This is a genomic window from Aurantiacibacter gangjinensis, assembly GCF_001886695.1.
Taxonomy (GTDB): domain Bacteria; phylum Pseudomonadota; class Alphaproteobacteria; order Sphingomonadales; family Sphingomonadaceae; genus Alteraurantiacibacter; species Alteraurantiacibacter gangjinensis.
This window is the reverse complement of sequence record NZ_CP018097.1, coordinates 212975-239086: the sequence shown is the minus strand read 5'-3', so window position 1 is coordinate 239086 and position 26112 is coordinate 212975. Positions and strand designations below refer to the sequence as shown.

Sequence of the window (26112 nt, the reverse complement as noted above, 5' to 3'; positions counted from 1 at the left end):
AGTCCCCGGTTCCCCTTGGACTGTGAGTGCTAGCGCGCATGGCTTACTAAAAAGTAACCAAAGGCAGGAGGCCGGTATTCACCACGCAGCAACGCAGATCGCCGACAACTTCGATCGCAGGGCCATTCCCGCCGATGCGGTGGAGGAATTGTGGAGCGCCGAAGACGGGCATTTGATACGCCGCATTAATTGGGGCGATCCGCCTGCGGATGTGGCTGCGCGCGGCTCCATACTCTTCATGGCAGGGCGCGGCGATGCGTATGAGAAATATCTCGAAACTTTCGAGCACTGGCGGCTGCGCGGCTGGCGCGTCGTGGCGGCAGACTGGCGCGGGCAGGGGGGATCGGGCCGGCTGGGGCGTGATGACACCACGGGCCATCTTGAAGACTATATGGACTGGGTGCGCGACCTCTCCGGACTGTGGAGCGAATTTGCCGCCGGGCGCGAAGGGCCGCTTGTGCTGATGGGGCATTCCATGGGCGGGCACCTCGTGCTGCGTGCCGTGATCGAGAAAGCCCTGGCGCCGCGTCCGGATGCGATGGTGCTGTCCGCGCCAATGCTGGACGTCTTGCCCGAAGCGGTGCCGCTTTTCATCCGTCGCGGCATGGCGCATTTGATGGCCCGCATCGCCGATCCGCGCCGTCCGGCATGGGGCAGCGGGGAGAGCCCGATCGCGATGAACAAGTTGCGCCAGAACCTGCTCACCCACGACACGACGCGCTATGATGATGAACGCTATTGGCGCGAGCATCGGCCCGAGTTGAAGCTCGGACCCGGCAGCTGGGGCTGGGTGCGCGCGACGATGGATTCGATCCGCCGCATCCATGCTCCCGGCGTGCCTGAAAGTGTCGACATCCCGGTCTTCGTCGTGGCGACCGATGATGACAAGCTCGTCGGCCCCGCTGCCACGCGCCGGATGGTCGAGCGCCTGCCTGATGTCGAAGCGCTGATTTTCGGCAAGGAAGCGCGCCACGAGGTGCTTCGCGAGGAAGATGGAGTGCGAGACCGCGCTCTCGCCGCGATCGACGATTTTCTGGAGCGTCGTCTCAAGGGATGACCCAAAATTTCGACATTGCCGTGATCGGTGCCGGGATTGCCGGGGCGAGCATCGCTGCCGAACTGGCAGGCCATGCGCGCGTCGTGCTGTGCGAGGCCGAGGACCATCCCGGCTATCACACAACGGGACGCAGCGCGGCGTTTCGCGAGGAATGCTATGGCGGGCCGGACGTGGTGCCGCTGACGCTCGCATCGGGCGACTATCTGCGCGAGGGCGGCTTCCTTTCGCCGCGCGGCGGCCTCTACATTGCGCGCGATGGTCAGGAAGAACAGCTGGAGGCCTTTCTCGACAGCTATCGCGGGTCAGGCGTGACGATGAACCGGCTGGACCGGGCCACATTGGAGCGCTTGCTGCCCGGAGTAAGGCCCGAATGGGAACTCGCGGTCAGCCAGCCGAATTGTGCCGATATCGATGTCGCAGCGCTGCATCAGCATTATCTAGGCAAGGGTGCGCGGCAGGGCGTGGAACTGCGCAACCGGCATCGCTTGCGGGAAGCGGTGCGAGATAATGACGGCTGGCGGCTCGATTTCGGCCGCGCTGGCGAGGTTCGCGCTGCCGTGGTGGTAAATGCCGCCGGAGCGTGGGCGGACGAGGTCGCGTCGCTGCTGGGCGCAAGACCTATCGGTATCACGCCCCTCCGCCGCACCGTGGCGCAGTTGCGCACGACCCCTCAGCCGCCAGCCGACCTGCCGCTGACTCTCAGTCTCGACGGCGATTTTTATTTCAAGCCGGAAAACGGCAAGCTCTGGCTCAGTCCCCATGACGAAACACCGAGCGAGCCTTGCGATGCCGCTCCGGAAGAACTGGACGTCGCCCTCGCCATCGACCGGTTCGAGCAAGTCGTCGACTGGCGGATCGACGCGGTCGAGCGCAAATGGGCAGGGCTGCGCAGCTTCTCTCCTGATCGCCTGCCTGTGTATGGGTACGATGCGCAAGTGGACGGCCTGTTCTGGTTTGCAGGACAGGGCGGCTACGGCATCCAGACCGCGCCCGCTGCTGCAAGGCTGGGCGCGCAATTGCTGCTGGATCGGCCTCGTGATGCAATGACGGAACCGCTCGACGCCGCGCTATACACACCATCGCGGTTCACGGCCTAGCCAAGCGACTGACATTTGTTATGGTGCGCGTCGTTCAATCCATGGGAGACGACACAAATGGCCCACCATTTCCAGATCTATAAGGACAAGGCAGGCGAGTTCCGCGTGCGCTTCAAATACAATAACGAGATCATGTTCTCGACCGAAGGCTATTCCTCCAAGTCCGGCGCGAAGGATGCCATTGCGTCGATCCAGAAGAACGGCCCGGGTGCCGAAATCGTCGACGAAAGCTGATTCCGGCTTTGTTATTCTGAGCGGGCGCGCTCGGCCTCATCGCTCGCGAGACGGTCGACGCGCTCGTTTTCTGTGTGGCCCGAATGGCCTTTCACCCATTCCCAGTGGATGGTGTGCGGCGCGGCGACCTCTATCAGGTCGTGCCACAAGTCCGCATTGCGCACCGGTTTCTTACTGGCATTGATCCAGCCGCGCTTCTTCCAGCCATCCATCCATTTGGTCATGCCGTCGATCAGATATCGGCTGTCGGTATGTAGCGTGACCTCGCACGGCTCGATCAACGCGCCGAGCGCCTTGATCGCCGCCGTCATTTCCATGCGGTTATTGGTTGTGTCCGTCTCGCCGCCGGACAATTCTTTTTCGTGCTTGCCCATGCGCAGCAACACCCCCCAGCCGCCAGGGCCGGGATTGCCCTTGCAGGCACCGTCGGTGAAAATGTCGACTTTCTTCATGCGAATGCCGTCTGCCCTTGTCGGCGATAGAATTCCAGTCGCCTGACGAAATCCATCGGATCCTTGCGCGTAACCATCGCATCTGCCGGCGTGTCGAGCCAGTCGAACGCCCGGCTGGAGATGAAGCGCATGGATGCGCCTTGCGCCAAGAGAGGCATGGCGGAGCGTTCCTCGGCTGTGAGCGGGCGCACGCTCTCATATCCTTCCACCAGCGCCGACCCGACATCGCTGTAGTAACGGGCGCCGTCGGCGGAGAAGGCCCATGCCGCATGGGTCACGGCAAGGTCGTAAGCCATCGCGTCGGTACAGGCGAAGTAGAAGTCGATCAGCCCGCTCACCTCGTCGTCCAGCATCAGCACATTGTCGGGAAACAAATCTGAATGGATGACGGAAGAAGGCAGCCCCATCGGCCAGCCATCTGCAATGCGCTGCGCATGGTCGATAAGCGCGGGGAGCGCCGGGTTGATCTGCGAGAGGGCCGCCTCGCCGCACTCGGCCAGCACACGCGCGCTGACCTCGGGGCCGAGATCGTTGGCGCGGGTGCTACCGAAGCCCTTCGCGGCCTCGTGCATGCGGGCCAGCACTGCGCCGACATTGCGTGCCTGCGCGGGTGTGGGCTCATCGACTGAGATGCCGGGCAGAAATTCGATCAGCGCGACGGCCTTGCTATCGAGCATCCGGTAAGACGCGCCATCGCGGTCGTGTATGGTGCGCGGCACCGGGCAGTCGTGCGCGGCGAGATGGTCCAGCAGGTCGAGGAAGAAGGGCAGGTCGTCCAGCGCGATGCGCCGTTCGTACATGGTCAGGATGAAGCGCGCGCTCTTGCCAGCGCGGCCCGTCGTTTCCACCAGCCAGTTGGAATTGGATATCCCTTCGGCAATACCCTTGGCGAAGACCAGCGCCCCCACATCATATTGCGCAATCAGTTGCGCGAGCGTGTTCGCGGAGAGCTGGGTATAGACGGCCACAGGTGTTGGCCGGTCAGTCCGTAAGCTGGCGGGGAAGCTTAAAGATGATTTTTTCGTCCGCCGTTTTCACCGTGCTTTCGCTCACCTCGCGGAACTCGCCCAGTTTGGCGACGACCTCACGCACGAGGATTTCCGGCGCGCTGGCACCGGCAGTAAGGCCAAGCGTGCCCACGCCTTCGAGCCAAGCCGGATCGAGCTCGGATGCGCGCTGGATAAGTTTCGCATCGGTCCCCAGCCGCTCGGCAACCTCGACGAGACGCAAGGAATTGGAGGAGTTGGGCGCGCCGATCACCAGCACGAGGTCGCAGCTGGGGGCCATCGCCTTGACCGCTTCCTGCCGGTTGCTGGTGGCGTAGCAGATGTCCTCCGCTTTGGGCGCAACGATCTGCGGATAGCGCATTTGCAGCGCTTGCACGATTTCCGCCGTGTCATCGACCGAGAGCGTGGTCTGCGTCAGGAAAGAGAGGCTGTCGTGCGCGGTAAAGGACAGGGTCGCCACATCTTCCACCGTCTCCACCAGCGTCATCTGGCCGTCAGGCACCTGGCCCATCGTGCCGATCACTTCGGGATGGCCTTCATGCCCGATGAAGATGATGTGCTGCCCCTTCTCGATCTGGCGTTCTGCCTGGCGGTGCACCTTGCTGACCAGCGGGCAGGTGGCATCGACATAGATCATCTCGCGCCGCTGCGCCTCGGCAGGCACGGATTTGGGCACACCGTGGGCGCTGAACACCACCGGCATGTCGTCGGGCACCTCGTCCAGCTCTTCGACGAAGATCGCCCCTTTTTCCTTCAGTCCGTCAACCACATAGCGATTGTGCACGATCTCGTGGCGCACATAGACCGGGGCGCCGTATTTCTCGATCGCCTTCTCCACGATCTCGATGGCGCGATCGACACCGGCACAAAAGCCGCGGGGGGCGGCGATCATCACGGCCAGCGGCAGTTTGCCGGTGGCAGGGTCGGAAGCTTGAAAGGGGGCGTTCATAGTCGCGTCTCTAGCGGTTGTGGCACGCCTGTGAAAGAGCTAGGGCGGGCATCGCATTTATTGGACAAGGATTGGGAATGAAGTCTCAGATCGCAAGTGTTGCCGTTCTCGCAGGTGCCGTGTTGCTGGCAGGATGCAGTAAGGAAGGCGACCTGGTGGTGCAGCAGGGTGTGGGCATCCAGGCGCTGCGCTCGGTCTGCCCGGCGGTCGGCGTGCCCGATTACACCGGCGACGTGACGCTGTTTCGCGGCGAGTCCCGCACGGCCGACGCTATCGACGTGACGGCGGCAATCACCAATGTCCGCTCCACCTGCAACGATACCGGCGACCAGGTCTATTCCTCCGCCACGTTCGACGTGCTGGCAAGCCGCATGGATACGACATCGGCCCGCACCGTCGAGATTCCGTACTATTCCACCGTGATGCGCGGCGGTTCGTCGGTCGTTGCCAAGCGGATTGGTACGGTCACCGTCAACTTCGCCGCCGGTGAAGCGCGCGCCCAAGGCAGCGGCACAGCTGCTGCCTATGTGGACCGCGCGGCCGCGACCATTCCGGCCGACATTCGCGAACGCATCACGCGGCGACGACGCGCGGGCGACCAGTCCGCCGCCATCGATCCGCTGACCGAACCCGACGTGCGCGCCGCCATCGCGCGTGCCAGCTTCGAGCTGTTGATCGGCTTTCAGCTGACGGATGAGCAGCTGCAGTACAACGCAACCCGCTAGTTCACGTTGCTTTGCGGCCTATCACGGCCTGCGAACGGCGCCGTATCGCACTTCCGATGCTCACGACCCGAAAGGTCGCTGCGCTTCGGGTCACGATCCGTCACCGCTCTCGGCTCGCGCTAGCCCACAAATCGACACAAACTAGGATGCACGCCAGCCTTTCGCTGGGGGTGAATTTTCTATAACGGCCCGCCCATGTCTCAGACCAAGACCCTGTATGCCGCCTATGCGGAGAAGATCGACGCTGTGCTTTCCGCGCTGGAGCTGGAAGGCGCGCTGCCGCCGGATACCAACCGCGCCAATGTGAGCGTGGAGCCGCCGCGCGATCCTTCGCATGGCGACCTCGCCACCAATGCCGCCATGGTGCTGGCCAAGCACGCCGCGACCAATCCGCGCGCGCTGGCCGAGACAATCGTCGAGCATCTGGACCGAGATCCGTCGATCACCTCGGCCGAGATCGCCGGACCGGGCTTCATCAACCTGCGCCTTGCCCCGCAGAGCTGGCTGGACGAGCTAGCCGCTATCGCCGCCAAGGGCGACGATTACGGCAAGTCAGCCATGGGCGAGGGCGTGCGGGTCAACGTGGAATATGTCTCCGCCAACCCTACCGGCCCCATGCATATGGGGCACTGCCGCGGCGCGGTGGTGGGCGATGCGCTGGCCAGCCTGCTGGAGCATGCAGGGCACGAGGTGACGCGCGAATACTATGTCAACGACGCGGGCGGCCAGGTCGACACGCTCGCGCGCTCCGTTCACCTGCGCTATCGCGAGGCGCTGGGCGAGGATATTGGTGCCATTCCCGAGGGCATGTATCCGGGCCACTACCTCGTTCCCATCGGCAAGGCGTTGGCTGCTGAATATGGCGACCGCTATGCCGCTGCGGATGAAAGCGAATGGCTCGTCCTGTTCCGCCAGCGCGCGGTTGCCGCGATGATGGACATGATCCGCTCCGACCTCGCCAAGCTCGGCATCAGCCACGATGTCTTCGCGTCCGAGGCAGAGTTGCAGGCGGCGGGCAAGCCCGAAGCCGCCGAAGCGTGGCTGCGCGAACATGATCTGGTCTATGATGGCGAGCTGGAAAAGCCCAAGGGCAAGACCATCGACGATTGGGAGCCGGTGGAGCTACCGCTCTTCCGCTCGACCAAATTCGGCGACGACCAGGATCGCCCGATCCGCAAGTCCGATGGCAAGTGGACCTATTTCGGCGCCGATCTCGCTTATCACATGCAAAAGGCCGACAAGGCCGATGCGCTGATCGACATCTGGGGCGCGGACCACGCCGGCACGGTTAAGCGGATCAAGGCAGCGGTCGCAGCTTTGTCGGAAGGGCAGGGCGAGCCGATCCCGTTCGACGTAAAGCTGGTGCAAATGGTGCAGTTGCTGCGCGATGGCGAGCCGGCCAAGATGTCCAAACGCTCGGGCAATTTCGTCACCATCGCCGACATGGTGGAGGAAGTGGGCAAGGACGTGGTGCGCTTCACCATGCTGACCCGCAAGCCTGAAGCGCAGATGGATTTCGACTTCGCCAAGGTGGTGGAAGCGAGCAAGGATAATCCTGTTTTCTACGTGCAGTATGCCCATGCGCGAATCAGCTCGATCCTGCGCAAGGCTGCCGACGAGAAAATCGCGCCGTCCGATGCCAATCTGGGTCTGCTTGGTGAGGACGAGCTGACGCTGATCAAGGCCGCCGCGCAGTTCCCCCGCGAGGTGGAGGCAGCGGCCCGTGCGCGCGAGCCGCATCGCATCGCCTTCTACCTTTATGATCTTGCCGCCGCCTTCCACGCCTTCTGGAACCTCGGCAATGATGACCCGCAAAAGCGCATCATCGTGGCACACAGTCCCGAGCTTTCGGCGGCGAGACTTTTCCTCGCCAGCCAAATCGGGCAGGTTATCCGCAATGGCCTTGGCATTCTGGGGGTCGAGGCGGTCGAGGAGCTTTAGGCATGACATTTCCGGCAGGTGAAAACGACACTGCCGACGAGACACTGGAAGCCGAAGAGCAGCTGGCGCTGGATGACGATGCCGACGATCTTCCCTGGCTGGAAGACGATGGCGAGTATGAGGAAGAAGGCGGCTTCGATGCGCGCCTGATCTGGTTTGCGCTGGTCGGCCTGCTGGTTATCGCGGGCGTGCTGTTTGCCGCCTGGTATCTCACCCGCGATAACGGCGATCCCGAGCTGGCCGAAACCGGCAGCACGATTGCCGCACCCGATGGGCCCTACAAGCAGCGCCCCGACGATCCCGGCGGCCGCGAGGTCGAAGGCACGGGCGACACCGCCTATCAGGTCGCCGAGGGCGAAAGCCAGCGCGGGCGCCTGTCCGATGATGGTTCCGATGCGCCCCAGCCGAGTATCGACCGCGACCAGGGCGAAGACGATGACGCTGGCGAGCCCGAGGCCGCAGAAACTGCCGGCGCAAATGCTGTCTATGTGCAGATCGGTGCCTTCACCAGCCGGGCGGATGCGCAAGCGGGCTGGCAGAATGCCAGCAACCGCTATTCCGGCATTTCCGGCATGCGCCACCGTATCGTGGAAGCCGAGGTGAACGGGGCGACCGTCTATCGCCTGCAAGTGATTGCCGCAGACCGCGCGGCGGGCGATGCAGCGTGCCGGTCCATCCGTAATGCGGGCGGGGATTGCTATATCCGCTGATTGCCTGCGGAACACCTGTTTGTCGGCCTATCGGCTGTAGAACAGCGTATTTTTCCCCGATTTGCTCGCAAAGCGCGCTTGCCCGGCATACGCCTTCCATGCGACCCATCATGGTCCGATGACGCCCGCAATTCTCAGCCTTTCCGGCCTTACGCTGACCGACGATGAACGCGCTTTTTTTAAAGAGGCAGACCCGGCGGGCTACATCCTGTTCGGCCGCAATATCGAAACCCGCGAGCAGCTGCGCGCGCTGACCGACTCCCTGCGCGATCTGCACGGGCGCGACGACCTGCTCATCAGTATCGACCAGGAAGGCGGGCGCGTGGCGCGCATGAAGCCGCCCGAATGGGAGGCCTATCCTGCGGGCAGCGCTTTCGCCGCACTGTACGATATTGCGCCTGCCAGTGCGATACAGGCGGTCCGCGCCAACGCGCAGCTGCTAGCCATGGACCTCGCCGAAGTCGGCATCACGGTCGATTACACCCCGCTTCTCGATATGCCGCAGGAGGGCGCGCATGACGTGATCGGCGACCGCGCTCTGGGCACCGACCCGATGCAGGTGGCGGCACTAGGCCGCGCAGTGCTGGACGGGCTTTCGCGCCATGGCGTCGTCGGCTGCATCAAGCATATGCCGGGCCATGGCCGCGCACTGGTGGATAGCCACAAGGACCTGCCCACCGTCACCGCCAGCGCCGAGGAACTGGAGCACGACATCGCGCCCTTCGCCAAGCTGGCGGATGTACCCATGGCGATGACCGCGCATATCCGCTTCACCGCATGGGATGCGGACCATCCGGCGACGCAAAGCGAATTCGTGATCGACAAGATTATCCGCCAGCGCATCGGTTTTTCGGGCCTGCTGCTGACCGACGATATCGACATGCAGGCCCTGGGCGGCACCATTCCGGAGCGTAGCGAAAAGGCCATCGCGGCCGGCTGCGACCTGGTGCTGAATTGCTGGGGCAAGATGGATGACATGATCGGCACGGTGAACGTCCTGCCTGCCATCACCGATGAAACGCGCATGCGGCTCGACAGCGCAATGAAGGGCGCGGGCACGATAAGCGACGAGACGCCGCGCGCCGAAATTCTCGCACAGCGCGACAGCCTGCTGGCACTGGTGGGAGAGGCGGCATGACCGATGAGGGCCACCTGATCGAGAGCGGCGACGACCTGCTGACTCCGGTGGACACCGCCGGCGGGACGGCGGAGCAGGACGAATGGCAAGGCATTGCCGCCCCCGGCACGGTCGATGAGAACGCGCTCTACCTCGAACTCGAAAACTGGGAAGGGCCGCTGGATCTGCTGCTGGACCTTGCCCGGCGCCAGAAGGTGGATCTCAAATCCATTTCCATCCTCGCGCTGGTGGACCAATATATCGCCTATATCGAGCGGGTCGAGGCGCTGAAGCTGGAGATCGCTGCCGATTACCTGGTGATGGCGGCGTGGCTGGCCTATCTCAAATCGGGAATGCTGCTGCCAAAGGAAGAGCAGGAAGACCCCAGTCCAGAAGAGCTGGCGCTGAAATTGCAGCTGCGTTTGCAACGCCTTGGCGCGATGCGCGAAGCGGGCGCGCGGCTGATGGGTCGCGACAGGCTGGGCCGCGACGTGTTTGCGCGCGGGGCACCCGAGGGGCTTCGCATCCTTAAAAAGAATCATTGGCAATGCGACTGGTTCAGCCTCGTCCATGCCTATGGCCAGGTGAAGCTGCGCACCGAGCCGGTGGTGCATATGGTGGCCGAGCGGCCCGTGATGACCCTTGAATCCGCGATCGACCGCGTTTCGGCCATGCTGGGCGTGTCGCTCGACTGGATGGAGCTTCGCACCTTCCTTCCCGCCAACGCCGAACCGCGTTTGAAGCGCAGCGCGCTGGCAAGCAGCTTCGTCGCGGCGCTGGAGCTGGCAAAGCGCGGCACGGCGGAGCTCCGGCAGGAAGAGACTTTCGGTCCGTTGCACCTGCGGCGGCTGAAGGAGGCGAGGGTAGATGGCTGACGCGCCCGACGAACTCGTGCGCGCTGTGGAAGCGTGCCTGTTTGCCGCCGAAGAGCCCATGACCCGCGAACAGATCGCGGCGCATCTGGGTAATGCGGATGCGGGCGATATCAGGACCGCGTTGGGCCAGCTTGTGGCCGATTACGACAAGCGCGGAGTCCATCTCGTGGAGCGCGGCAAGCGCTGGCAATTCCAGACTGCGCCTGATCTGGCGCACTTGCTGCGCCGCGAGAAAGACCAGCTGAAGCGCCTCAGCCGCGCTGCGACCGAAGTTCTGGCCATCGTCGCCTATCACGAGCCGGTCAGCCGCGCGGAGATCGAGGCGATCCGCGGCGTGCAGACATCGGGCGGCACGCTGGATGTGCTGATGGAAGCGGGCTGGGTGCGCATCGCCGGACGGCGCGAAGTGCCCGGACGTCCGGTGATTTACGCGACGACGCCCGAGTTCCTTACCCATTTCGGGCTGGAAAGCCGTAAGGACTTGCCGGGCCTTGCCGAACTGAAAGCCTCCGGCCTGCTCGATCCGGTCGAGGATGCCTATGAAGATCTGATGACGACAAGGTCGGATGACACGTTGGAAGCCGCATCTTACAGCGCTGAAACGGAGACCGGGGATGAAAGCGGCGAGGGCATGTCCCATATGGACCATGGCGAAAACGCTCCGATTGCGGCACAAGAGACTGTCGAGACGCTGGCAAAGCCCGACGAAAGCGCGTAAACTGCCGCGCAAACACTGATTTCGAGGAAATTCTCATGCAGCCCGGTATCTGGCAGATCCTGATTATCGCCATCGTTGTGCTCGTCCTATTCGGGCGCGGCCGCATTTCGGAAATGATGGGCGATTTCGGCAAGGGAATCAGCAGCTTCAAGAAGGGTATGAGCGAGGAACAGCGCGCCTCTCAGGAGAGCAGCACGCCCGACGCACGCATCGAAGGCCCTGCGCACGATGCCAAGCCCGCCGGTGAAACGGTCGAGCAACCCGCGAGCGACAAGACCGCTTCCTGATCCACACCTGACGGGCGCGGCCCATGTTCGATATCGGCGCGACCGAACTCCTGCTTATCGCAATTGTGGCGATCCTTGTGATTGGCCCGAAAGACATGCCGCTCGCCTTCCGCACGGCGGGGCGCTGGATCGGCAAGGTGCGGCGCATGTCCGGCCAGTTCCGCGCCGGCCTCGACAACATCGTGCGCGAGGCGGAAATGGACGACATGGAGAAGAAGTGGAAAGCGCAGAACGAAAAGATCATGCGCGAAAATCCCGACGCCGAAGTCCGTGAAATGACGCCAGCCGACATGATGCCGCCCGACAAGCGGGCCGAGCACGAGCGGATCGTGGCGGAAAAGAACGCTATTGCCGAGAAAGAGCGTCTCGCCGCCGAAACTGTCGCTGTCGAGAACGAAGGCGCTGGCGTAAAGGCCGAAGCTGCCGTGCCCAAGCCTGTGGCCGTGGAGCCCATCGATCCCGATCCCGTGAGTGCGAAACCGGCGGCCGCCGAGCCGGTGCCGGTCGAACAGGCTGCGCCCGATGACGAGCCCGACCTGTTTGGCGACAGCGCGCCGGCGAAGCGCGGGGACTGATCGCGTGGCGCTGAAAATCTCCGATCTCGACGACACGCAGGCCCCGCTGCTCGACCACCTGATCGAATTGCGCGGACGACTGGTGAAGGCCGTGCTGGCGCTGATGGTGGCTTTCGGCGTGTGCTTCTATTTTGCCGACGTCATCTTCGGCTGGCTCGTGCTGCCGCTGACGCGCGCCTTCCCGGAGGGCGAGGGGCAGCTGATCTATACCGCCCTCTACGAAGCGTTCTTCGTCGAGATCAAGGTGGCGCTGTTCGCGGCCTTCTTCATCGCGTTCCCGATCATCGCCAACCAGCTCTGGCAGTTCATCGCGCCCGGGCTGTATGCGAAGGAAAAGCGCGCATTCCTGCCGTTTTTGCTGGCAACACCGGTGCTGTTCACGGCAGGCGGTTCGCTCGCCTATTTCGTCGTCATGCCTCTGGCGTTCGAGTTCTTCCTCGCCTTTCAGGGAAGTTCGGGCGGGCTCGATGCGCAGGCATTGCCGGCTATGGGCGAGTATCTCGACCTTGTGATGCGCTTCATCCTCGCATTCGGCATCAGCTTCCTGCTGCCGGTGCTGCTGATGCTGCTCAACCGGGCCGGGCTGGTGACGCGCGCGCAGCTGGTGGCGGCGCGCAAATATGTGATTGTGCTGGTGTTTGCCGTCGCGGCGATCATCACGCCGCCCGATGTCATCTCGCAGCTATTGCTGGCCGCCCCGCTGATCCTCCTGTTCGAGGGATCGCTAATACTGATGAAATTCTCTGAAAAGCGCCGCGCTGCCGAAGCGGCAGGCGAGGCCGACGCCGAGGACGCGGGCGAGAGTGCTGGCGACGACAAAGGCGCGGCCGCAACGGTCGGCAAGGACGCCTAATCCTCACAGGCTTGGTGCCGCATTGCCTGTCTTGGTCAAAGCAGCATCCGTTCAAGCCAAAAAAAACGGGGCCGCGCGGGCCCCGTCTCATATTCGATATTTCGCTAGAGCCTACGGGCTCATCGGTGCTTCATCATCGTCACCCAGCGCGATGACAATGCCGGTGATGATCAGTGCGCCGGCGAGAACGCCGAACAGCAGGCCGGCACTGTTGCCGTCATCATCGTCATCCTGCGCTTCGAACTGGTTTGCGAAAGCTGCTGCGCGGTCTGCTGCAACGCCCTGCGCTACGACCGGCGTAGCGATCAGCGCGGCGGATGCTGCGACAGCAGTGAAAAGCTTCTTGCTCATGGTCATATATACCCTTGTTATCCCACCTTTGTCCTCGCCCTAGCCGATTCATCGACGAATGGCGAGACACAATGTGGCCTTATAATAAAAATCTTGGCGGCGCTTTAGTTCTGCGGCGTATCCAAATCGTAAACGCGCCGTCCGGCAATCCACGTTTGAAGAACCTGAATGTTCCGAATAGCTTGCGCATCGGAGACGAGCGGATCGGCGCTCAGCATCACGAAATCGGCCCGTTCGCCCTCGGCAAGGCGACCGAAACGGCCTTCCGCAAACCCGGCATAGGCCGCACCCGCCGTGTAGGCGGCGAGCGCCTGTTCGCGGGTAATCACCTCTTGGGGACGCCAGCCGCCTTCGGGCACGCCATCGGCGTTTTCGCGGCTGATCGAGACGGCAAGGCCCGCCAGCGCGCTCACCGGCTCCACCGGCGCATCGGTGCCGAAAGCCAGCGACCCGCCAGCATCGAGTATGGAACGCCAGGCATAGGCGCCGCCCAGCCGGTCCGACCCCAACCGCGCTTCGGCCATGAACATGTCGCTCGTCTGGTGGACAGGCTGCATAGACGCGATGATGCCGCTTTGTCCGAACCGCGGCAGGTCGGCCGGATCGACGATCTGCGCGTGTTCGATCCGCCAGCGGCGGTCGCCGGTATAGTCTTCCGACAATTGCTCGATAGCGCTCAGCGCATCGCGGTTGGCGGCATCGCCGATGGCGTGGACGGCGACCTGGAAATTGTCGAGCGCGGCACGGCTTATCAAATTGCGCAGCTGCGTGCCGGAAAGCAGGGGAAGGCCGCGATTGCCGTGGTCGTCCTCGTAATCCTCGTTGAGCAAGGCTCCGCGCGAACCCAAAGCACCATCGAGATAGAGCTTCACGCCATTCAGCCGCAGGCGATCTTCGTAGAGCCACTGCGTGGGTGCAGGTCCGCCGATCAGCAGCATCGTATCGACACTGTCCGCATAGGACATGATACGCATTTGCAGACGCCCGGCATCGCCCGCGCGGCGGAAGGTCATCCAGTCTTCGATGGTTGAACCCATATCGGCGACGGCCGTGATGCCGTGGCTCAGCAGCAATTGCTGGGCGTTATGCAGTGCCAAGTCACGGTCTTCGGGCAGCGGCGGCGGGATCTGGCCTGCGACCATCGGCATGGCGGCATCCACCAGCACGCCTGCTGGCGCGCGCGAGCCGGGAAGCCGCTCGATCCGCCCGCCGGTGGGATCGGTGCTTTGCGCGGTGACATTGCCGGCGCGCAAGGCAAGCGTATTGCCCCAGCCGGCATGGCCATCAACCCGTTCCAGCCAGACAGGCCGGTCAGGCACCACGGCATCGAGTTCTGCGGCTGTGGGGAAGCGGTCCATGCCCCACACTTCCTGGTTCCAGCCCCGCCCGATGATCCACGGACGGTCGGGATAGGCGGCGGCATAGGCTTCGATGCGCGAGAGCGCTTCGTTAAGCGAGCGGGTGGTCGATAAATCCAGCACCAGCGTGCCGAGGCCGATGCCCATCACGTGCAAATGGCCATCCACGAACCCGGGCACCACGACGCCGCCCTCGCCATCGACGTAATAGTCGATATCGCGGGTGGGGCGGTCGCCGAAATCGAGCAGTTCGGAAATGCGGCCGTCCTCGTCCACCACCATGCCGGTGAAGCGATCCACAGTGCCATCTCGGTCAATGGAAATGCCGTCGATATTGTCGATATGCGTATCGGCCAGCGCAGGCGCGGGCAGGCAAAGGGCGGCTGCGATTGGCAGCGTCCAGCGGATGGTCATCACTGTACCTCCGGAAGGTGGCGGATAAGCGCACTGGTATCCTGCCGCGCGCCGCCATTGTTTTGCACTTGTGCGTAGAACTGGTCGACCAGTGCAGTAACGGGCAGCGACAGGCCAGCAGCCTTCGCTTCGCCCAATGCGATGGCGAGGTCTTTCCGCATCCAGTCTATCGCGAAGCCGAAATCGAAATCACCTTCCACCATGGTCGGCCAGCGGTTTTCCATCTGCCAGCTTTGCGCTGCGCCGCCGCTGATGGCGTCCAGCACCTTGGCAGTATCGACGCCGGTGGCCTGCGCCAGCCGCACACCTTCGGAAAGGCCTGCCAGCACGCCCGCAATGCACACCTGGTTCACGGCCTTGCATGCCTGGCCCGCACCAGCATCGCCGACATGCACGATGCGCGCAGCGTATGCCTGCATCACCGGCTCTGCCAATGTCATGGCTTTCAGGCTGCCGCCGCACATAATGGCGAGCTTGCCGTTCTCTGCGCCTGCCTGCCCGCCCGATACCGGCGCATCGACGCAGTGCAGCCCGCGCGCATCCGCCGCCTCTGCCAGCCGTTTGGCCAACGCTGGAGACACGGTGGTGTGATCGACGAACAGCGCGCCTTCGCCCATGGTCGCCAGCACGCCATCGTCGCCCAGAACCACGCTCGCCACATCGTCATCATTGCCGAGGCAGGCGAGCACGGCGTCGCAATCTTTCGCCGCTTCTGCAGGTGTGTCGGCGATGGCGACATCCAGACCTTCCGCTTTATAGGTATCGAGCCAACTTTCGGCGCGGCTCGTGGTGCGGTTGTATCCGGTGACGCGGTGGCCTGAGCGGGCAAGGTGGCCCGCCATCGGCGCGCCCATCACGCCAAGGCCGAGAAAAGCGATTGTACTCATGTCGCTAGCGATGCCCAATCATGCGGTTCAAGGCAATCTTTGTTCGCGCGAAGTATCCCGATGGTTGCCATTGCGGGCCTGTGGGGTAGGCCGGTCATATCATGAACTATACCATGGCCACTCTCTCGCTGGACGATGTGCGCGCCGCTGCGAAGCGGATCGAAGGCGCTGTCGTGCACACGCCCACCATGCATTCCAAAACGCTGTCTGCCATTCTCGGCGCGGAGATCTGGCTCAAATTCGAGAACCTGCAATTCACTGCCGCTTACAAGGAGCGCGGCGCGCTCAACGCCCTGCTACAATTGACAGAAGAGCAGCGTCAGCGCGGCGTGATCGCCGCCTCGGCGGGCAATCACTCTCAAGGGCTGTCCTATCACGGCAAGCGGCTGGGCGTGCCCGTCACGATCGTGATGCCGCGCACCACGCCGACGGTCAAAGTCATGCAGACCGAAGCTGTCGGCGGCAACGTGGTGCTGGAAGGCGAGACGTTCGACGATGCCAGCGCACACGCGCGCAGTCTGGAAAAGGAGCTGGGCCTCACCTTCGTCCACCCGTTCGACGATCCGCATGTCGCGGCGGGGCAGGGCACGGTGGCGTTGGAACTGTTTGCCGACGCGCCGCAGCTGGACAGCATCGTCGTGCCCATCGGCGGCGGCGGCCTGATCAGCGGCATGGGCACAGTGGCCAAGGCGCAGGATCGGCCCGTCGAGGTGATCGGTGCCGAGGCGCGGCTCTTCCCCAGCAGCTATAACGCATGGTCGGGCAGCGACCTGCCCTTCGGCGGCGATACGCTGGCGGAAGGAATCGCCGTAAAAGAGCCGGGCCGCTTTACGCAGGCCATCATCGACCGGGTGGTGGACGATATACTGCTAGTGGACGAGCCGCATCTGGAAGAAGCGGTGAGCCTGTTGTTGCAGATCGAGAAGACCGTGGTGGAAGGCGCGGGCGCGGCGGGCCTCGCCGCCGTGATGGCGCACCGCGAACGCTTTGCGGGCAGGCGCGTGGGCCTGGTGCTGTGCGGCGGGAATATCGATACGCGCCTGCTCGCCAATGTGCTGCTGCGCGATCTCGCCCGCGCCGGTAGGCTGGCGCGGCTGCGCATCACCTTGCAGGATCGCCCCGGCGCGCTGTTCAAGGTGATGCGCGAATTCGACCGGCACAACGTCAACATTATCGAGATCTATCACCAGCGCATTTTCACCAGTCTGCCTGCCAAGGGACTGATCACCGATATCGAATGCGAGGCGCGCGACCGGGCGCAGCTCGATGCGCTGATCGCCGGACTGCAAAGCAAGGGCTATCAGGTAAGCCACGTGGAATTGAATTAACGCGCGAAGCGTTTTGCGCTTCCCAGCGAAACTGGCCTGTTACGGGCCGTCCGTCGGTGCAACTCGCCAGCCTGTGGAAATTTTCTCCGCAAAATGCGATTTTCATGGTTAACATGATTCACAAGAGCGACTCCGCGTGATTCAAGCGTGGGTATCGATGCGGGAGAAGTTGTCTCGCGCATCTCGTCAGACGCCAAAATGCAAAACGACAACGCAAAGGAATGGCCCGCAACGTGACTGCCCCGGTTCGCTTCCCGCGCTTTTTCGTGACGAGCCCCGCGCCGTGCCCCTATTTGCCGGGCAAGACGGAGCGGAAGGTCTTCACCGAACTGAAGGGACCGCATTCCGAACAATTGAACGACGCGCTGGGTCGCATCGGCTTTCGTCGCAGCCAGACCGTCGCCTATCGCCCCAGCTGCGAAGGCTGCAAGGCCTGCGTATCGGTGCGCGTGGCGGCGCATGATTTCGCACCCAGCAAGGCGCAACGCCGCGTGATCAACCGTAATGCGGACCTGATCGTCACGGAGTGTCGCCCCTGGGCCACGGCCGAGCAATTCGTGCTCTTGCAAAAATACCTCGAACATCGTCACCCTGGCGGCGGCATGGCTGCCATGGACGAAGTGGACTACGCCGACATGGTCGAGCATACGAGCGTATCCAGCTTTGTGATTGAATATAGGGAGCAAATGCCCGATGGAGGGGCTGGACGGTTGGTGGCCGCGTGTCTGACAGACAGGCAGGCCGACGGATTGTCGATGATTTACAGCTTCTATGACCCGGAAATCGAGGATCGCAACGGGCTTGGAAATTTTGTCATTCTTGACCACATCCGCCGCGCGTCCGAGGCCGGGCTCCCTTACGTGTATCTCGGATACTGGGTCGAGGGATCGGACCGTATGCGATACAAGGTCCGCTTCCGCCCCCTTGAAGTGCTCAGCTCCGAAGGCTGGCGCCGGCTCGGCGATGCGGAGCAGCGCGCGCTTATCGAAAGCGCTGCTTCGGGTGCTGGCCTGCGCGGACCTGCCACCGACGGTTGCACCAAGGATAACGCGCCCAGCACGCAGGCCGAATTCAAGCTCGCCTGAGATCAGCGTCCATTACCGCTCCAGCGCGACTGCTATGGCAGCGGCGCTTGCCCTGTGCAGCGCGCCAGCTTTCGCGCAGGACGCTGAAGCGCAGCAGGACACGCCCAGCCTCGAAGACCTTATTCCCGACAGCGCGGTAGAGAACCCGGAAGAATGGGCGGCGGACGGTGTGCCGCCGGTCGATGCCGCCGATGCGGAAATGCAGCAGACGCTCGATCCCACGGCGCCGCTCACAGAGATGCCGCTCGTTACGATCCCGTGGCCCGACGATATCGAAATCGCCGATGTGGAGCCGGTAGAGCCGGATGACGAGACGATCGAGTTCGTCCAGTTCGAGGAAGAAATTCCGCGCATCCCGGCAGGCAGCGAAGAGCGTCTTTCGGACGAGCTGGTTCTGGTCCTCCCGACCGAGACCTCCCTCTTCCCCGAACGCGACGAATTCCTCGAGCGGTTTGAGAGCCTTTCCAGCGTCGAGCAATATGAGGACGACGACAACCTTGCCCGCCTGGAAGCGCAGGCGCGGGTGGACGAGGAGCTGCTCGGCCGGCTGCTGCGCGTTTACGGCTATTTCGATGCGCAGGTGATCCGCACCGTCGGGCAGGTGGACAATACGGTGGAAGCGGATCTGGAGCGGCCCGCCGTGCGCTTCGATATCCTGCCCGGAGTGCGCTATACGGTCGGCGCCATCGATCTTGGCAACCTGGCTGCGACCGGCGACGATTTTGAGGCGCTACGTTCGGCTTACGAGATTTATCCCGGCGATCCTATTTCGATGGATACGATCGAGCAGGAGCAATTCGATCTCGATCAGGCGCTGGGCGAAAGCGGCTTTCCCTTCGCTGCGATCGAGCCGCCCAGCCTGCTGGTCGACCACGAACGCGACGAGGGCGACATTTCCATGCCGGTCGAGCCGGGCGGGCAGTATGTCTTCCGTGGGGTCGTGTCCGATAGCGAGGATTTCCTCTCCAGCCGCCACCTCTCGCGTATCGCCCGCTGGGACGAAGGCGATATCTACCAGCGCAGCGACGAGTTCGACCTGCGCCGCGCAATCCTCGCCACCGGCCTTGTCGGTTCGGTCGAGCTGACGCCCGTCGTCGTGGAAGAACCGCAGGGCGACGAACCGGGCGTCGTCGATATCCGCGCCGAACTGACCGAAGCGCCGCCGCGCACGCTGGCAGGCAATATCGGCTTCGGCACCGAAGAAGGCATCCGCATCGAGGCGAGCTGGGAACACCGCAATCTCTTCCCGCCCGAAGGCATGCTACGCCTGCGCGGCATTGCCGGCACGCAGGAACAGCTGGCGGGCATCACCTTCCGCAAGAACAATTTCTATGGCCGCGACCGCATCCTGACCGTAGATGCCTATGCCAGCACGATCGATTACGATGCCTACGATGCGCGCACCGTCGCGCTGGTCGGCACGTTCGAGCGGGTGAGTACGCTGTTGTTCCAGAAGGAATTCAGCTGGTCCGTGGGGCTGGAAGTGCTCGCGACGCAGGAAAGCGAGCGCGATGCCGACGGAGTCGAGCTGGACCGCGAGACGTATTTCGTCGCCGCCCTGCCGCTTTACGCCCAGCTCGACAGCTCGGACGACCTGCTTGACCCCACCGAGGGCTGGCGCCTGTCCGGCAACTTGTCGCCAGAAGCGAGCGATAATGAAGGCGTGCAGAGTTTCTATGTGCGCAGCCAGGTCGATGCGTCCTATTACCAGCAGATAGGCGAGGATGGCCCGGTGTTGGCCGGGCGCGTGCGCCTTGCGACCATTCCCGGCGCGCCGTTGCAAGCGATTGCGCCCTCGCGCAGGCTCTATGCCGGTGGTGGCGGATCGGTGCGCGGCTACGGCTTCCGCCAGATCGGTCCGCTGAACGATACAGGCGATCCCATTGGCGGGCGCAGTGTGGTGGAGCTTTCCGCAGAAGCGCGCATCCCCACGAATTTCCTCGACGGAGCGATCAGCGTGGTGCCTTTCATCGACGCGGGTTCGGTCGGGCTCGACCCGACGCCCGATTTCAGCTCGATCAAGTTCGGCGCTGGCGTGGGTGTGCGCTATAATACCGGCTTCGGGCCGCTCCGGCTGGACGTTGCCGTGCCGCTCAATCCCGGCCCGAACGATAATTGGGTCGCGGTTTATGTGGCGCTGGGGCAAGCCTTCTGATGGCCGAGGCGGACACAGTGGATGAGGCTGCGGACCAGGCTCCGGCCACGAAGAAGAAGCGGACATCCGCGCCCAAACGCGTGCTGCGCTGGGTGCTGGGTATCGTCACCGCGATACTCGTGCTGGTCCTGCTGGTCATCGCTTTCCTCCACACGCCGCCCGGCCGCCAATTTATCGTCGATCAGATTGCCAAGGTCGCGCCCGCATCGGGGCTTCGCGTGGAGGTAGGCGAGATCGACGGCTCGGTGCTGTGGAGCAGCACGCTTTCCGACGTGAAGCTTTACGACGCGAACGACACGCTTTTCCTCGAAATTCCCACAGTCGACCTGAATTGGCGTCCGCATCGCTGGTTTACCAGCGGGCTGGACGTACGCCACCTAGTGCTGACAGGCGGCACCTTCTACGCCGTGCCCGAATTGCTGCCCGGCGATCCGGACGCGCCGATCCTGCCAGATTTCGACATCCGGGTGGATCGCTTCGTGATCGACGACCTGACCGTGGCGGAGGGTCTGCTTGGCGAGGAGCGGGTCATCGACTTCGCTGCCGAGGCCGACATTCGCAACGGGCGCGTATACCTCGATGCCGATGGTGCATTCGGCGGCGGCGATGCTTTTGCCATGCTGGTGGATGCACAGCCTGATGGCGATGTCTTCGATATCGACCTGACCTGGCAGGCTCCGGCGGGTGGCTTCCTCGCCACCATGGTCGGATCCGAAAACGATATCGGCATCAGCATCGATGGCGAGGGCAGCTGGGAAAGCTGGCGCGGCGAGATGATCGCGGTGCAGGGCGGCGAGAATGGCGGCGAGCTGGCCGACCTGGAGCTGTTCAACGAAAGCGGCCAGTATCGCCTGGTGGGCCGCGCCGATCCTTCGGCATGGCTCGAAGGCTTGCCCCAGCGCGCACTCGGCAGCATGGTGGAAATCAGCGCGTCGGGCACACTGGTGGACAGCGTGCTGCGCGGCGATTTCATGCTGAACGGTCGCGGCGTCGATCTGGATGGATCGGGCGGCATCGATCTTGCCAACAACCGCTTCGACAATCTCGTCTTTGCGGCAGACCTGCTCGACCCTGCGCTGTTCTCGCCCGACGTTGCGCTCAATGGCGCGCGGCTGGAAGGCACGCTGGATGGTGCCTTCACCGACATTACCATGCCGCATCAGCTCACTGTGCACCAGATCGTGGCTGGCGACATCGTGGTTTCCGACGTGCGGCAGGGCGGCGTGCTCACGTTCGACGGCACCCGAGCCGTGATCCCGCTGGACGCAGAGATCGGCAGAATCGTGAGCGGCAACGAGCTGTTCGATCCGCGCCTCAATAACGGCAATATCGGCGGCACGCTGGTCTATGCGGGTGGCTCGATCCTGTCCGACAACTTGGATGTGCGCTTTCCCGGCCTGACCGGGCGGCTGGGCCTCAATGCCGATCTGGAAAGCGGGCTGACGCGGGTCAACGGCCCGGTGAATATCCAGGATCTGCCTTTCGACAATGTCGGGCTGGTCGACGCCAATGCCCGCATCCAGTTCCGCATCGGCGGCGGGCAAGACTGGGCCTTGCGCGCAGAGCTGGATGGCCGCGTGGTCGAGGTGACCAATTCCACCATCGCCAACCTTGCAGGCGGCGATATCCGCTTCGATGGCGGGCTGGTGCTGGGAGGCTCCATCCCGCTCAGCTTCAACGATTTCGACGTAAACGCGCCGCTTTTGACGGCAACGCTCGATGGGCAGGTGACCGATGCCGGAACCTCCATCGCGGGCTTCGGTCGCCATGCCGAATATGGCGAATTTACCGTGGAAGCGACGCTGGCCGATGACGGGCCGCGCGCGGAACTGGTCTTTGCCGATCCGCTGCCTGCTGCAGGGCTGTCCGATGTGCGCGTGTCGCTGGCGCCAAGCGAAAATGGCTTCGATATCCAGACCAGCGGCGGATCGCTGCTGGGCGCCTTCGATGGCGATTTGGAACTGACCATCGCCGATAATGGCGACACTGCCATCCGCATCCGCCGCCTCGATGTTGCGCAAAGCACCGTTGCTGGCACGCTGGAGCTGGTCGAAGGCGGTGTGGCGGGCGATCTCGACATTACGGGCGGCGGGCTGGACGGGACGATTGCTCTGGGCCTGCGCGATGGCGGGCAGGGCTTCGATATCGACCTGGAAGCGCGCAATGCCGTGTTCGATGGGCCAACGCCGCTCTCCATCAATCGCGGCACGGTGGATGCCAGCGGCCTCATCGCCGAGGGCAACACGACGATCGAGGGGCGCGCGAACATCCAGGGGCTGACCTATGGCGGCATCTTTATCGGTCGCCTCGCCGCGCAGGCCGAGATCACCAATGGTACCGGCACATTCGATGCCGCCATCGCCGGGCGGCGCGGCACCCGGTTCGAGCTGCTGGTGAATGGGCAGATGACGCCCGACGAGTTCGCCGTCGCAGTCGATGGCAGCTACGAAGGAGAAGACATTTCCATGCCGCGCCGCGCCGTGCTGTCGCGCACGGCCGATGGCGGCTGGGAATTGCAGCGCAGCCAGCTGTCCTATGGCGACGGCTTCATCATCGCCAGCGGCCGCTTCGGCGGGGCGGAGCCGATGCAGGGCCGCTTCGCGATGGACGACATGCCGCTCTCTATCCTCGGCGTGGCCATGGGCGATCTTGCGCTGAACGGCTCGATTTCAGGCGTCGTGGACATCTCAACCGGCGCGAATGGATTGCCGGTCGGGCAGGCGCGCGTTTCGATCGACGATCTTACCCGCTCCAGCCTGCTGGTCACGTCCTCGCCGCTCGATATCGCATTGGTGGCGGACCTTTCCGAAACGCTGCTGCAGACCCGCGCCGTGCTGCGCGACAGCGCAGGCAATGATGGACGCCTGCAAGCGCGCATAAGCGGCCTGCCGCAATCGGGCGCGCTGACGGACAGGCTCTATGCTGGCGAGCTATTCGGCCAGTTCCGCTATGTGGGCTCTGCCGCCTCGCTGTGGCGCCTTGCCGCGATAGACCTGATGGACATCACCGGGGATATCGCGGTCGCCGCCAATATGCGCGGCAGTCTTGGCGAGCCACGCGTGCGCGGGTCGCTTTCGGGCGACAATCTGCGGGTACGCAGCGCGCTGACGGGCAGCGACATCACCGGCATGAGCGCGCGCGGCACCTTCACCGGCTCGCGCCTCGCCATCACCAGCTTTGCCGGCAATGCGCCCAATGGCGGCCGCGTGTCGGGCAGCGGCTTTATCGACCTGTCGAACATCTCCGCAGCGCGCGGGCCGCAGATCGACTTGCGGATTGCGGCGCGCGATGCCGAAATTCTCGACCTGGAAAACATGGGCGCTACCATTACCGGCCCGATGCGCATCGTTTCCAACGGCGTGGGCGGAACCATCGCCGGTCGCCTTACCGCCACGAGTGCACGCTGGCAGCTCGGCGCGGCAGAAGCGATCGCCGAATTGCCCAGCATCCCGGTCACCGAAATCAACCTGCCCGCCGATGCGCGCCCCACATTCGTCGATACCGCGCCATGGCGCTTCCTCATCGATGTGCGTGCGCCGGGCGGGATCGAGGTGGACGGGCTGGGTCTCGACAGCGAATGGCGCACCGAGAACCTGTTGATCCGCGGCACCACAGATGATCCCCGCCTTGGCGGCAGCGTGTCCATCGTGCCACGACAGGGCTTTTACTCCTTCGCCGGCACGCGGTTCGAGATTACACGCGGCGAGATCGATTTCGATCGCAATGTGCCGATCGATCCGCGCATCGACCTGCTGGCCGAAACCGAAGTCAATAACCTGCAGGTTCAGGTGACGGTTCGCGGCAATGCCAGCCAGCCGGATGTGGCCTTCTCCAGCACGCCCGCGCTGCCGGAAGAGGAGCTGCTTGCGCGGCTGCTGTTCGGCGGCTCCATCACCGACCTGTCGGCCACCGACGCGCTGCAACTGGGCGCGGCCGTTGCCAGCCTGCGCGGTGGCGGCGGATCCGGCCCGATCAACCAGCTGCGCGATGCCGTGGGCCTCGACCGGCTGCGGATCGTGCCGTCCGATCCCGCGCTGGACCGCGGCACGGCGGTGGCATTGGGCAAGAATTTCGGCCGCCGCTTCTATGTCGAGATCATCACCGATGGCGCAGGCTACAATGCCACCAATGCCGAGTTCCGCGTGACAAGCTGGCTCAACCTGCTGGCGACGGTGAGCACGATCGGCAGGCACCAGGCGGCAGCGGAATACCGGCGCGATTATTGACCGTGCAAGAAGGGCGGCCCCCGAAGAAACCGCCCTCCGTGTCTGCTTAAGCGTGGAACCCTAACCCGGCGCGTCGAGGCTTTTGAGCACCCCGTCGATAGGGAACACCGTGCCGTTGGCACCGGTCATAGCGGGGCTGGCAAGGGTCGCTTCGGCGCCGTCTGAAGAGCGGACCACAAGCTTGTCCGCGTCCCCGCTGAAGGTAAGCGTGTTGGAGCCCATGGTCTGCATTTCCACCGATCCCCCGCCGCTTTCGATAGCTGTCACGATATCCTCGACGGTGAGGTAGCCGGGCACGATGTGCTCGCGCAGCACGGCCACGCGAATTGCACGATCCTCTGCATTGCCCAGCGAGAGGTCTGCCGCAGCAAAGGCGGCGTCATTCGGCGCGAACAGACTATATGGTGTGCTGCCGTCGAACAGGCTTTGCAAGCCCGCATCGGACAGGATGGAGGACGCGGTCGAAAGGTCGCTTGCCCCGCCGATGAGCGTCGCCAGCGTCTCATTGCTGGTATCCTCGACAGCGATCTCCTCGCTTTCGCCCGAAGGGCTGCAAGCTGCCATGCCGATGAGCGCGGCGGGTGCCAGAATGGCCTTGAAGGCCTTGGTCATCATGCCCTCCCTCACATCAGCAATTCGATGGCGGAGGCGACGAGCATCGTCTCGGGGTCGATCTCGTAAACATAGCCGTTGTTGTAGCGATACATGGCATCGGGGCGGTCGTAATACCGGTCGCGATAGCTGTAGGGCACGTTGTAGACATCGTAGCCGCGCGGCATGCGCTGGCCCACGGTGAAATCGTTGCCCGTCAGCAGCGCTGCAATGCCGGTGATCGCGGCGGTCTCCGGATCCATGCGATAGATTACATCGTCGGCATAGCGGTAGCGGTCTGCCGGACCGAGGCCGTAATAGCTCTCGTAATAGGCCGGCACGCGGGCATAGCGATAGTCGTCGGGCCATGCATTGCCGATGCTGAGCGCGCCGCCGAGCAGCGGTATAAAGCCGGAAATGCGTCCGCCATCGCCGAGGCGCAGCAGGAAGCCGTCATCGTAGAAGTAGGAGCCGCGGCGGTCGCCGAATGCGTCGCCATAGCCCCACCAGTCCGGCGCATAACGACGGTAGCTGTCACGGTCCTGCTGGCGGGCGAGGCCGGGCGGGCGACAGCCATTGTATTTGCGCGCAAGGCCCGGAGGGCAGCCGTCTGCAATGCGGCGCGTATCGCGGCGGAAGTCCAGGACCGGTCCGTCGTCATAGCGGATGCCGATACGGTCATTGCCGCCGCCGCGATTGCCGTTTCCGTTGCCTCGAAACGCGTTGTCGTTGCCGCGATTGCCATTGCCGCGCGCCACAGGCGGACCGCCACGGTCGTTTCCACGGGCCTGGGGCGGACCGCCGCGATTGCCATTGCCGCGGACTTCGGGCGGCCCTCCACGATTGCCGCGATTGGCGTTTCCGTTGCCGCCACCACGGTTGCCGCGCGCTTCCTGGCCGCCGCCGCGATTGCCGCGATTGGCATTGCCATTGCCGCGATTGTCCTGTTGCGCAGCGCGATCATTGCCGCGATTGCCGTTTCCATTGCCCTGCGCCAGCACGGGCGCGGCCAGCAGCGCGGCAGCGGAGATGCTTGTCAGTAACAGTTTCATTCGAACCTTCCTTTAGCCCTCCAACGGCGCGGCGACCAACGTGGTTCCTAACGTAGGTTAAGCTGTGT

Annotated in this window: 24 protein-coding genes; 16 read left to right on the top strand and 8 right to left on the bottom strand. The window is 63.7% G+C overall.

Annotated features, from left to right (window positions below; all coding sequences use genetic code 11):
* Nucleotides 1-22 precede the first annotated feature (22 nt).
* The 3 genes from BMF35_RS01175 to BMF35_RS01165 are packed head-to-tail and all read left to right on the top strand — an operon-like array spanning nt 23 to nt 2388.
* A complete protein-coding gene (locus BMF35_RS01175) occupies nt 23-1057 on the top strand; it encodes an alpha/beta fold hydrolase (RefSeq protein WP_236781533.1) in 1035 nt (344 codons plus the stop codon).
* On the top strand, nt 1054-2154 hold the full coding sequence (locus tag BMF35_RS01170; protein WP_047006340.1) for an NAD(P)/FAD-dependent oxidoreductase: 1101 nt from the start codon (nt 1054-1056) through the stop codon (nt 2152-2154). The genes BMF35_RS01175 and BMF35_RS01170 overlap by 4 nt, the downstream gene beginning before the upstream one ends.
* A 57-nt stretch (nt 2155-2211) precedes the next feature.
* Nucleotides 2212-2388 carry a YegP family protein gene (locus BMF35_RS01165; protein WP_064971401.1) on the top strand — a complete coding sequence of 59 codons (177 nt, stop codon included), beginning with the start codon at nt 2212-2214 and terminating at the stop codon, nt 2386-2388.
* 11 nt (nt 2389-2399) lie between these two features.
* Here BMF35_RS01165 and rnhA read toward each other — a convergent pair whose 3' ends face one another.
* Genes rnhA through ispH form a run of 3 tightly spaced genes read right to left on the bottom strand, consistent with a single transcriptional unit; the run spans nt 2400 to nt 4796 of the window.
* Nucleotides 2400-2840, bottom strand: a complete 441-nt coding sequence (rnhA, locus tag BMF35_RS01160; RefSeq protein ID WP_047006339.1) for a ribonuclease HI — start codon at nt 2838-2840, stop codon at nt 2400-2402.
* Nucleotides 2837-3808 (bottom strand): homoserine kinase, encoded by a 972-nt coding sequence (gene thrB, locus BMF35_RS01155; protein WP_047006338.1) that lies wholly within the window; start codon nt 3806-3808, stop codon nt 2837-2839. The genes rnhA and thrB overlap by 4 nt, the downstream gene beginning before the upstream one ends.
* Nucleotides 3809-3821: 13 nt before the next feature.
* Nucleotides 3822-4796 carry a 4-hydroxy-3-methylbut-2-enyl diphosphate reductase gene (gene ispH, locus BMF35_RS01150; RefSeq protein WP_047006337.1) on the bottom strand — a complete coding sequence of 325 codons (975 nt, stop codon included), beginning with the start codon at nt 4794-4796 and terminating at the stop codon, nt 3822-3824.
* 77 nt (nt 4797-4873) lie between these two features.
* On the opposite strand from ispH, the gene BMF35_RS01145 reads away from it, so the two are divergent.
* The 9 genes from BMF35_RS01145 (at nt 4874) to tatC (ending at nt 12597) form a co-directional block, all read left to right on the top strand.
* A complete protein-coding gene (locus BMF35_RS01145) occupies nt 4874-5521 on the top strand; it encodes a hypothetical protein (RefSeq protein ID WP_047006336.1) in 648 nt (215 codons plus the stop codon).
* Between the two features lie 195 nt (nt 5522-5716).
* Entirely contained in the window at nt 5717-7462 is a 1746-nt protein-coding gene (gene argS / locus BMF35_RS01140) for an arginine--tRNA ligase (RefSeq protein WP_047006335.1), read from the top strand.
* A gap of 2 nt (nt 7463-7464) precedes the next feature.
* Nucleotides 7465-8172 (top strand): SPOR domain-containing protein, encoded by a 708-nt coding sequence (locus tag BMF35_RS01135; RefSeq protein WP_047006334.1) that lies wholly within the window; start codon nt 7465-7467, stop codon nt 8170-8172.
* Nucleotides 8173-8290: 118 nt separating this feature from the next.
* Nucleotides 8291-9310 (top strand): beta-N-acetylhexosaminidase, encoded by a 1020-nt coding sequence (gene nagZ / locus BMF35_RS01130; RefSeq protein WP_047006333.1) that lies wholly within the window; start codon nt 8291-8293, stop codon nt 9308-9310.
* Nucleotides 9307-10164 (top strand): segregation and condensation protein A, encoded by an 858-nt coding sequence (locus tag BMF35_RS01125; RefSeq protein ID WP_082115612.1) that lies wholly within the window; start codon nt 9307-9309, stop codon nt 10162-10164. The genes nagZ and BMF35_RS01125 overlap by 4 nt, the downstream gene beginning before the upstream one ends.
* On the top strand, nt 10157-10882 hold the full coding sequence (gene scpB / locus BMF35_RS01120) for an SMC-Scp complex subunit ScpB (protein WP_082115611.1): 726 nt from the start codon (nt 10157-10159) through the stop codon (nt 10880-10882). Before BMF35_RS01125 ends, scpB begins: the two co-directional genes overlap by 8 nt.
* Before the next feature lie 35 nt (nt 10883-10917).
* Nucleotides 10918-11169: a twin-arginine translocase TatA/TatE family subunit gene (gene tatA, locus BMF35_RS01115; protein ID WP_047006332.1), complete on the top strand. Its 252-nt coding sequence runs from the start codon at nt 10918-10920 to the stop codon at nt 11167-11169.
* Nucleotides 11170-11192: 23 nt separating this feature from the next.
* Nucleotides 11193-11744 (top strand): Sec-independent protein translocase protein TatB, encoded by a 552-nt coding sequence (tatB, locus tag BMF35_RS13325; protein ID WP_082115610.1) that lies wholly within the window; start codon nt 11193-11195, stop codon nt 11742-11744.
* 4 nt (nt 11745-11748) lie between these two features.
* The gene (gene tatC / locus BMF35_RS01105) at nt 11749-12597 is read left to right on the top strand and encodes a twin-arginine translocase subunit TatC (protein WP_047006331.1); all 849 of its coding nucleotides are present in this window, start codon (nt 11749-11751) and stop codon (nt 12595-12597) included.
* Between the two features lie 111 nt (nt 12598-12708).
* Here tatC and BMF35_RS01100 read toward each other — a convergent pair whose 3' ends face one another.
* The 3 genes from BMF35_RS01100 to BMF35_RS01090 all read right to left on the bottom strand — a co-directional run bounded on the left by BMF35_RS01100 (nt 12709) and on the right by BMF35_RS01090 (nt 15607).
* Nucleotides 12709-12948, bottom strand: coding sequence for a hypothetical protein (locus BMF35_RS01100; protein WP_156172071.1), 240 nt, complete (start codon nt 12946-12948; stop codon nt 12709-12711).
* Nucleotides 12949-13052: 104 nt separating this feature from the next.
* Nucleotides 13053-14720 (bottom strand): amidohydrolase, encoded by a 1668-nt coding sequence (locus tag BMF35_RS01095; protein ID WP_047006329.1) that lies wholly within the window; start codon nt 14718-14720, stop codon nt 13053-13055.
* Nucleotides 14720-15607, bottom strand: coding sequence for an NAD(P)-dependent oxidoreductase (locus tag BMF35_RS01090; protein WP_047006328.1), 888 nt, complete (start codon nt 15605-15607; stop codon nt 14720-14722). The genes BMF35_RS01095 and BMF35_RS01090 overlap by 1 nt, the downstream gene beginning before the upstream one ends.
* Nucleotides 15608-15708: 101 nt before the next feature.
* Between BMF35_RS01090 and BMF35_RS01085 the strand changes: the two genes are divergently transcribed.
* The 4 genes from BMF35_RS01085 (at nt 15709) to BMF35_RS01070 (ending at nt 24401) form a co-directional block, all read left to right on the top strand.
* Nucleotides 15709-16935 carry a threonine ammonia-lyase gene (locus BMF35_RS01085; RefSeq protein WP_047006327.1) on the top strand — a complete coding sequence of 409 codons (1227 nt, stop codon included), beginning with the start codon at nt 15709-15711 and terminating at the stop codon, nt 16933-16935.
* Nucleotides 16936-17168: 233 nt separating this feature from the next.
* Entirely contained in the window at nt 17169-18020 is an 852-nt protein-coding gene (locus tag BMF35_RS01080) for an arginyltransferase (RefSeq protein WP_047006621.1), read from the top strand.
* A 34-nt stretch (nt 18021-18054) separates the two neighbouring features.
* A complete protein-coding gene (locus BMF35_RS01075) occupies nt 18055-20175 on the top strand; it encodes an autotransporter assembly complex protein TamA (RefSeq protein WP_082115609.1) in 2121 nt (706 codons plus the stop codon).
* Nucleotides 20175-24401 (top strand): translocation/assembly module TamB domain-containing protein, encoded by a 4227-nt coding sequence (locus BMF35_RS01070; protein WP_047006326.1) that lies wholly within the window; start codon nt 20175-20177, stop codon nt 24399-24401. The genes BMF35_RS01075 and BMF35_RS01070 overlap by 1 nt, the downstream gene beginning before the upstream one ends.
* 60 nt (nt 24402-24461) lie before the next feature.
* On the opposite strand, the gene BMF35_RS13490 is transcribed toward BMF35_RS01070, so the two are convergent.
* Both BMF35_RS13490 and BMF35_RS13485 read right to left on the bottom strand, forming a co-directional pair.
* Nucleotides 24462-25016: a fasciclin domain-containing protein gene (locus tag BMF35_RS13490; RefSeq protein ID WP_052765967.1), complete on the bottom strand. Its 555-nt coding sequence runs from the start codon at nt 25014-25016 to the stop codon at nt 24462-24464.
* 8 nt (nt 25017-25024) lie between these two features.
* Nucleotides 25025-26044, bottom strand: coding sequence for a hypothetical protein (locus tag BMF35_RS13485; protein ID WP_052765966.1), 1020 nt, complete (start codon nt 26042-26044; stop codon nt 25025-25027).
* Nucleotides 26045-26112: the final 68 nt, after the last annotated feature.

Coding starts and splice junctions, on each gene's coding strand:
- BMF35_RS01170 (WP_047006340.1), top strand. CDS start 1,054: ATGACCCAAAATTTCGACATTGCCGTGATCGGTGCCGGGATTGCCGGG.
- BMF35_RS01165 (WP_064971401.1), top strand. CDS start 2,212: ATGGCCCACCATTTCCAGATCTATAAGGACAAGGCAGGCGAGTTCCGC.
- rnhA (WP_047006339.1), bottom strand. CDS start 2,840: ATGAAGAAAGTCGACATTTTCACCGACGGTGCCTGCAAGGGCAATCCC.
- ispH (WP_047006337.1), bottom strand. CDS start 4,796: ATGAACGCCCCCTTTCAAGCTTCCGACCCTGCCACCGGCAAACTGCCG.
- BMF35_RS01145 (WP_047006336.1), top strand. CDS start 4,874: ATGAAGTCTCAGATCGCAAGTGTTGCCGTTCTCGCAGGTGCCGTGTTG.
- argS (WP_047006335.1), top strand. CDS start 5,717: ATGTCTCAGACCAAGACCCTGTATGCCGCCTATGCGGAGAAGATCGAC.
- BMF35_RS01135 (WP_047006334.1), top strand. CDS start 7,465: ATGACATTTCCGGCAGGTGAAAACGACACTGCCGACGAGACACTGGAA.
- nagZ (WP_047006333.1), top strand. CDS start 8,291: ATGACGCCCGCAATTCTCAGCCTTTCCGGCCTTACGCTGACCGACGAT.
- BMF35_RS01125 (WP_082115612.1), top strand. CDS start 9,307: ATGACCGATGAGGGCCACCTGATCGAGAGCGGCGACGACCTGCTGACT.
- scpB (WP_082115611.1), top strand. CDS start 10,157: ATGGCTGACGCGCCCGACGAACTCGTGCGCGCTGTGGAAGCGTGCCTG.
- tatA (WP_047006332.1), top strand. CDS start 10,918: ATGCAGCCCGGTATCTGGCAGATCCTGATTATCGCCATCGTTGTGCTC.
- tatB (WP_082115610.1), top strand. CDS start 11,193: ATGTTCGATATCGGCGCGACCGAACTCCTGCTTATCGCAATTGTGGCG.
- BMF35_RS01100 (WP_156172071.1), bottom strand. CDS start 12,948: ATGAGCAAGAAGCTTTTCACTGCTGTCGCAGCATCCGCCGCGCTGATC.
- BMF35_RS01095 (WP_047006329.1), bottom strand. CDS start 14,720: ATGACCATCCGCTGGACGCTGCCAATCGCAGCCGCCCTTTGCCTGCCC.
- BMF35_RS01090 (WP_047006328.1), bottom strand. CDS start 15,607: ATGAGTACAATCGCTTTTCTCGGCCTTGGCGTGATGGGCGCGCCGATG.
- BMF35_RS01085 (WP_047006327.1), top strand. CDS start 15,709: ATGAACTATACCATGGCCACTCTCTCGCTGGACGATGTGCGCGCCGCT.
- BMF35_RS01075 (WP_082115609.1), top strand. CDS start 18,055: ATGGCAGCGGCGCTTGCCCTGTGCAGCGCGCCAGCTTTCGCGCAGGAC.
- BMF35_RS01070 (WP_047006326.1), top strand. CDS start 20,175: ATGGCCGAGGCGGACACAGTGGATGAGGCTGCGGACCAGGCTCCGGCC.
- BMF35_RS13490 (WP_052765967.1), bottom strand. CDS start 25,016: ATGATGACCAAGGCCTTCAAGGCCATTCTGGCACCCGCCGCGCTCATC.
- BMF35_RS13485 (WP_052765966.1), bottom strand. CDS start 26,044: ATGAAACTGTTACTGACAAGCATCTCCGCTGCCGCGCTGCTGGCCGCG.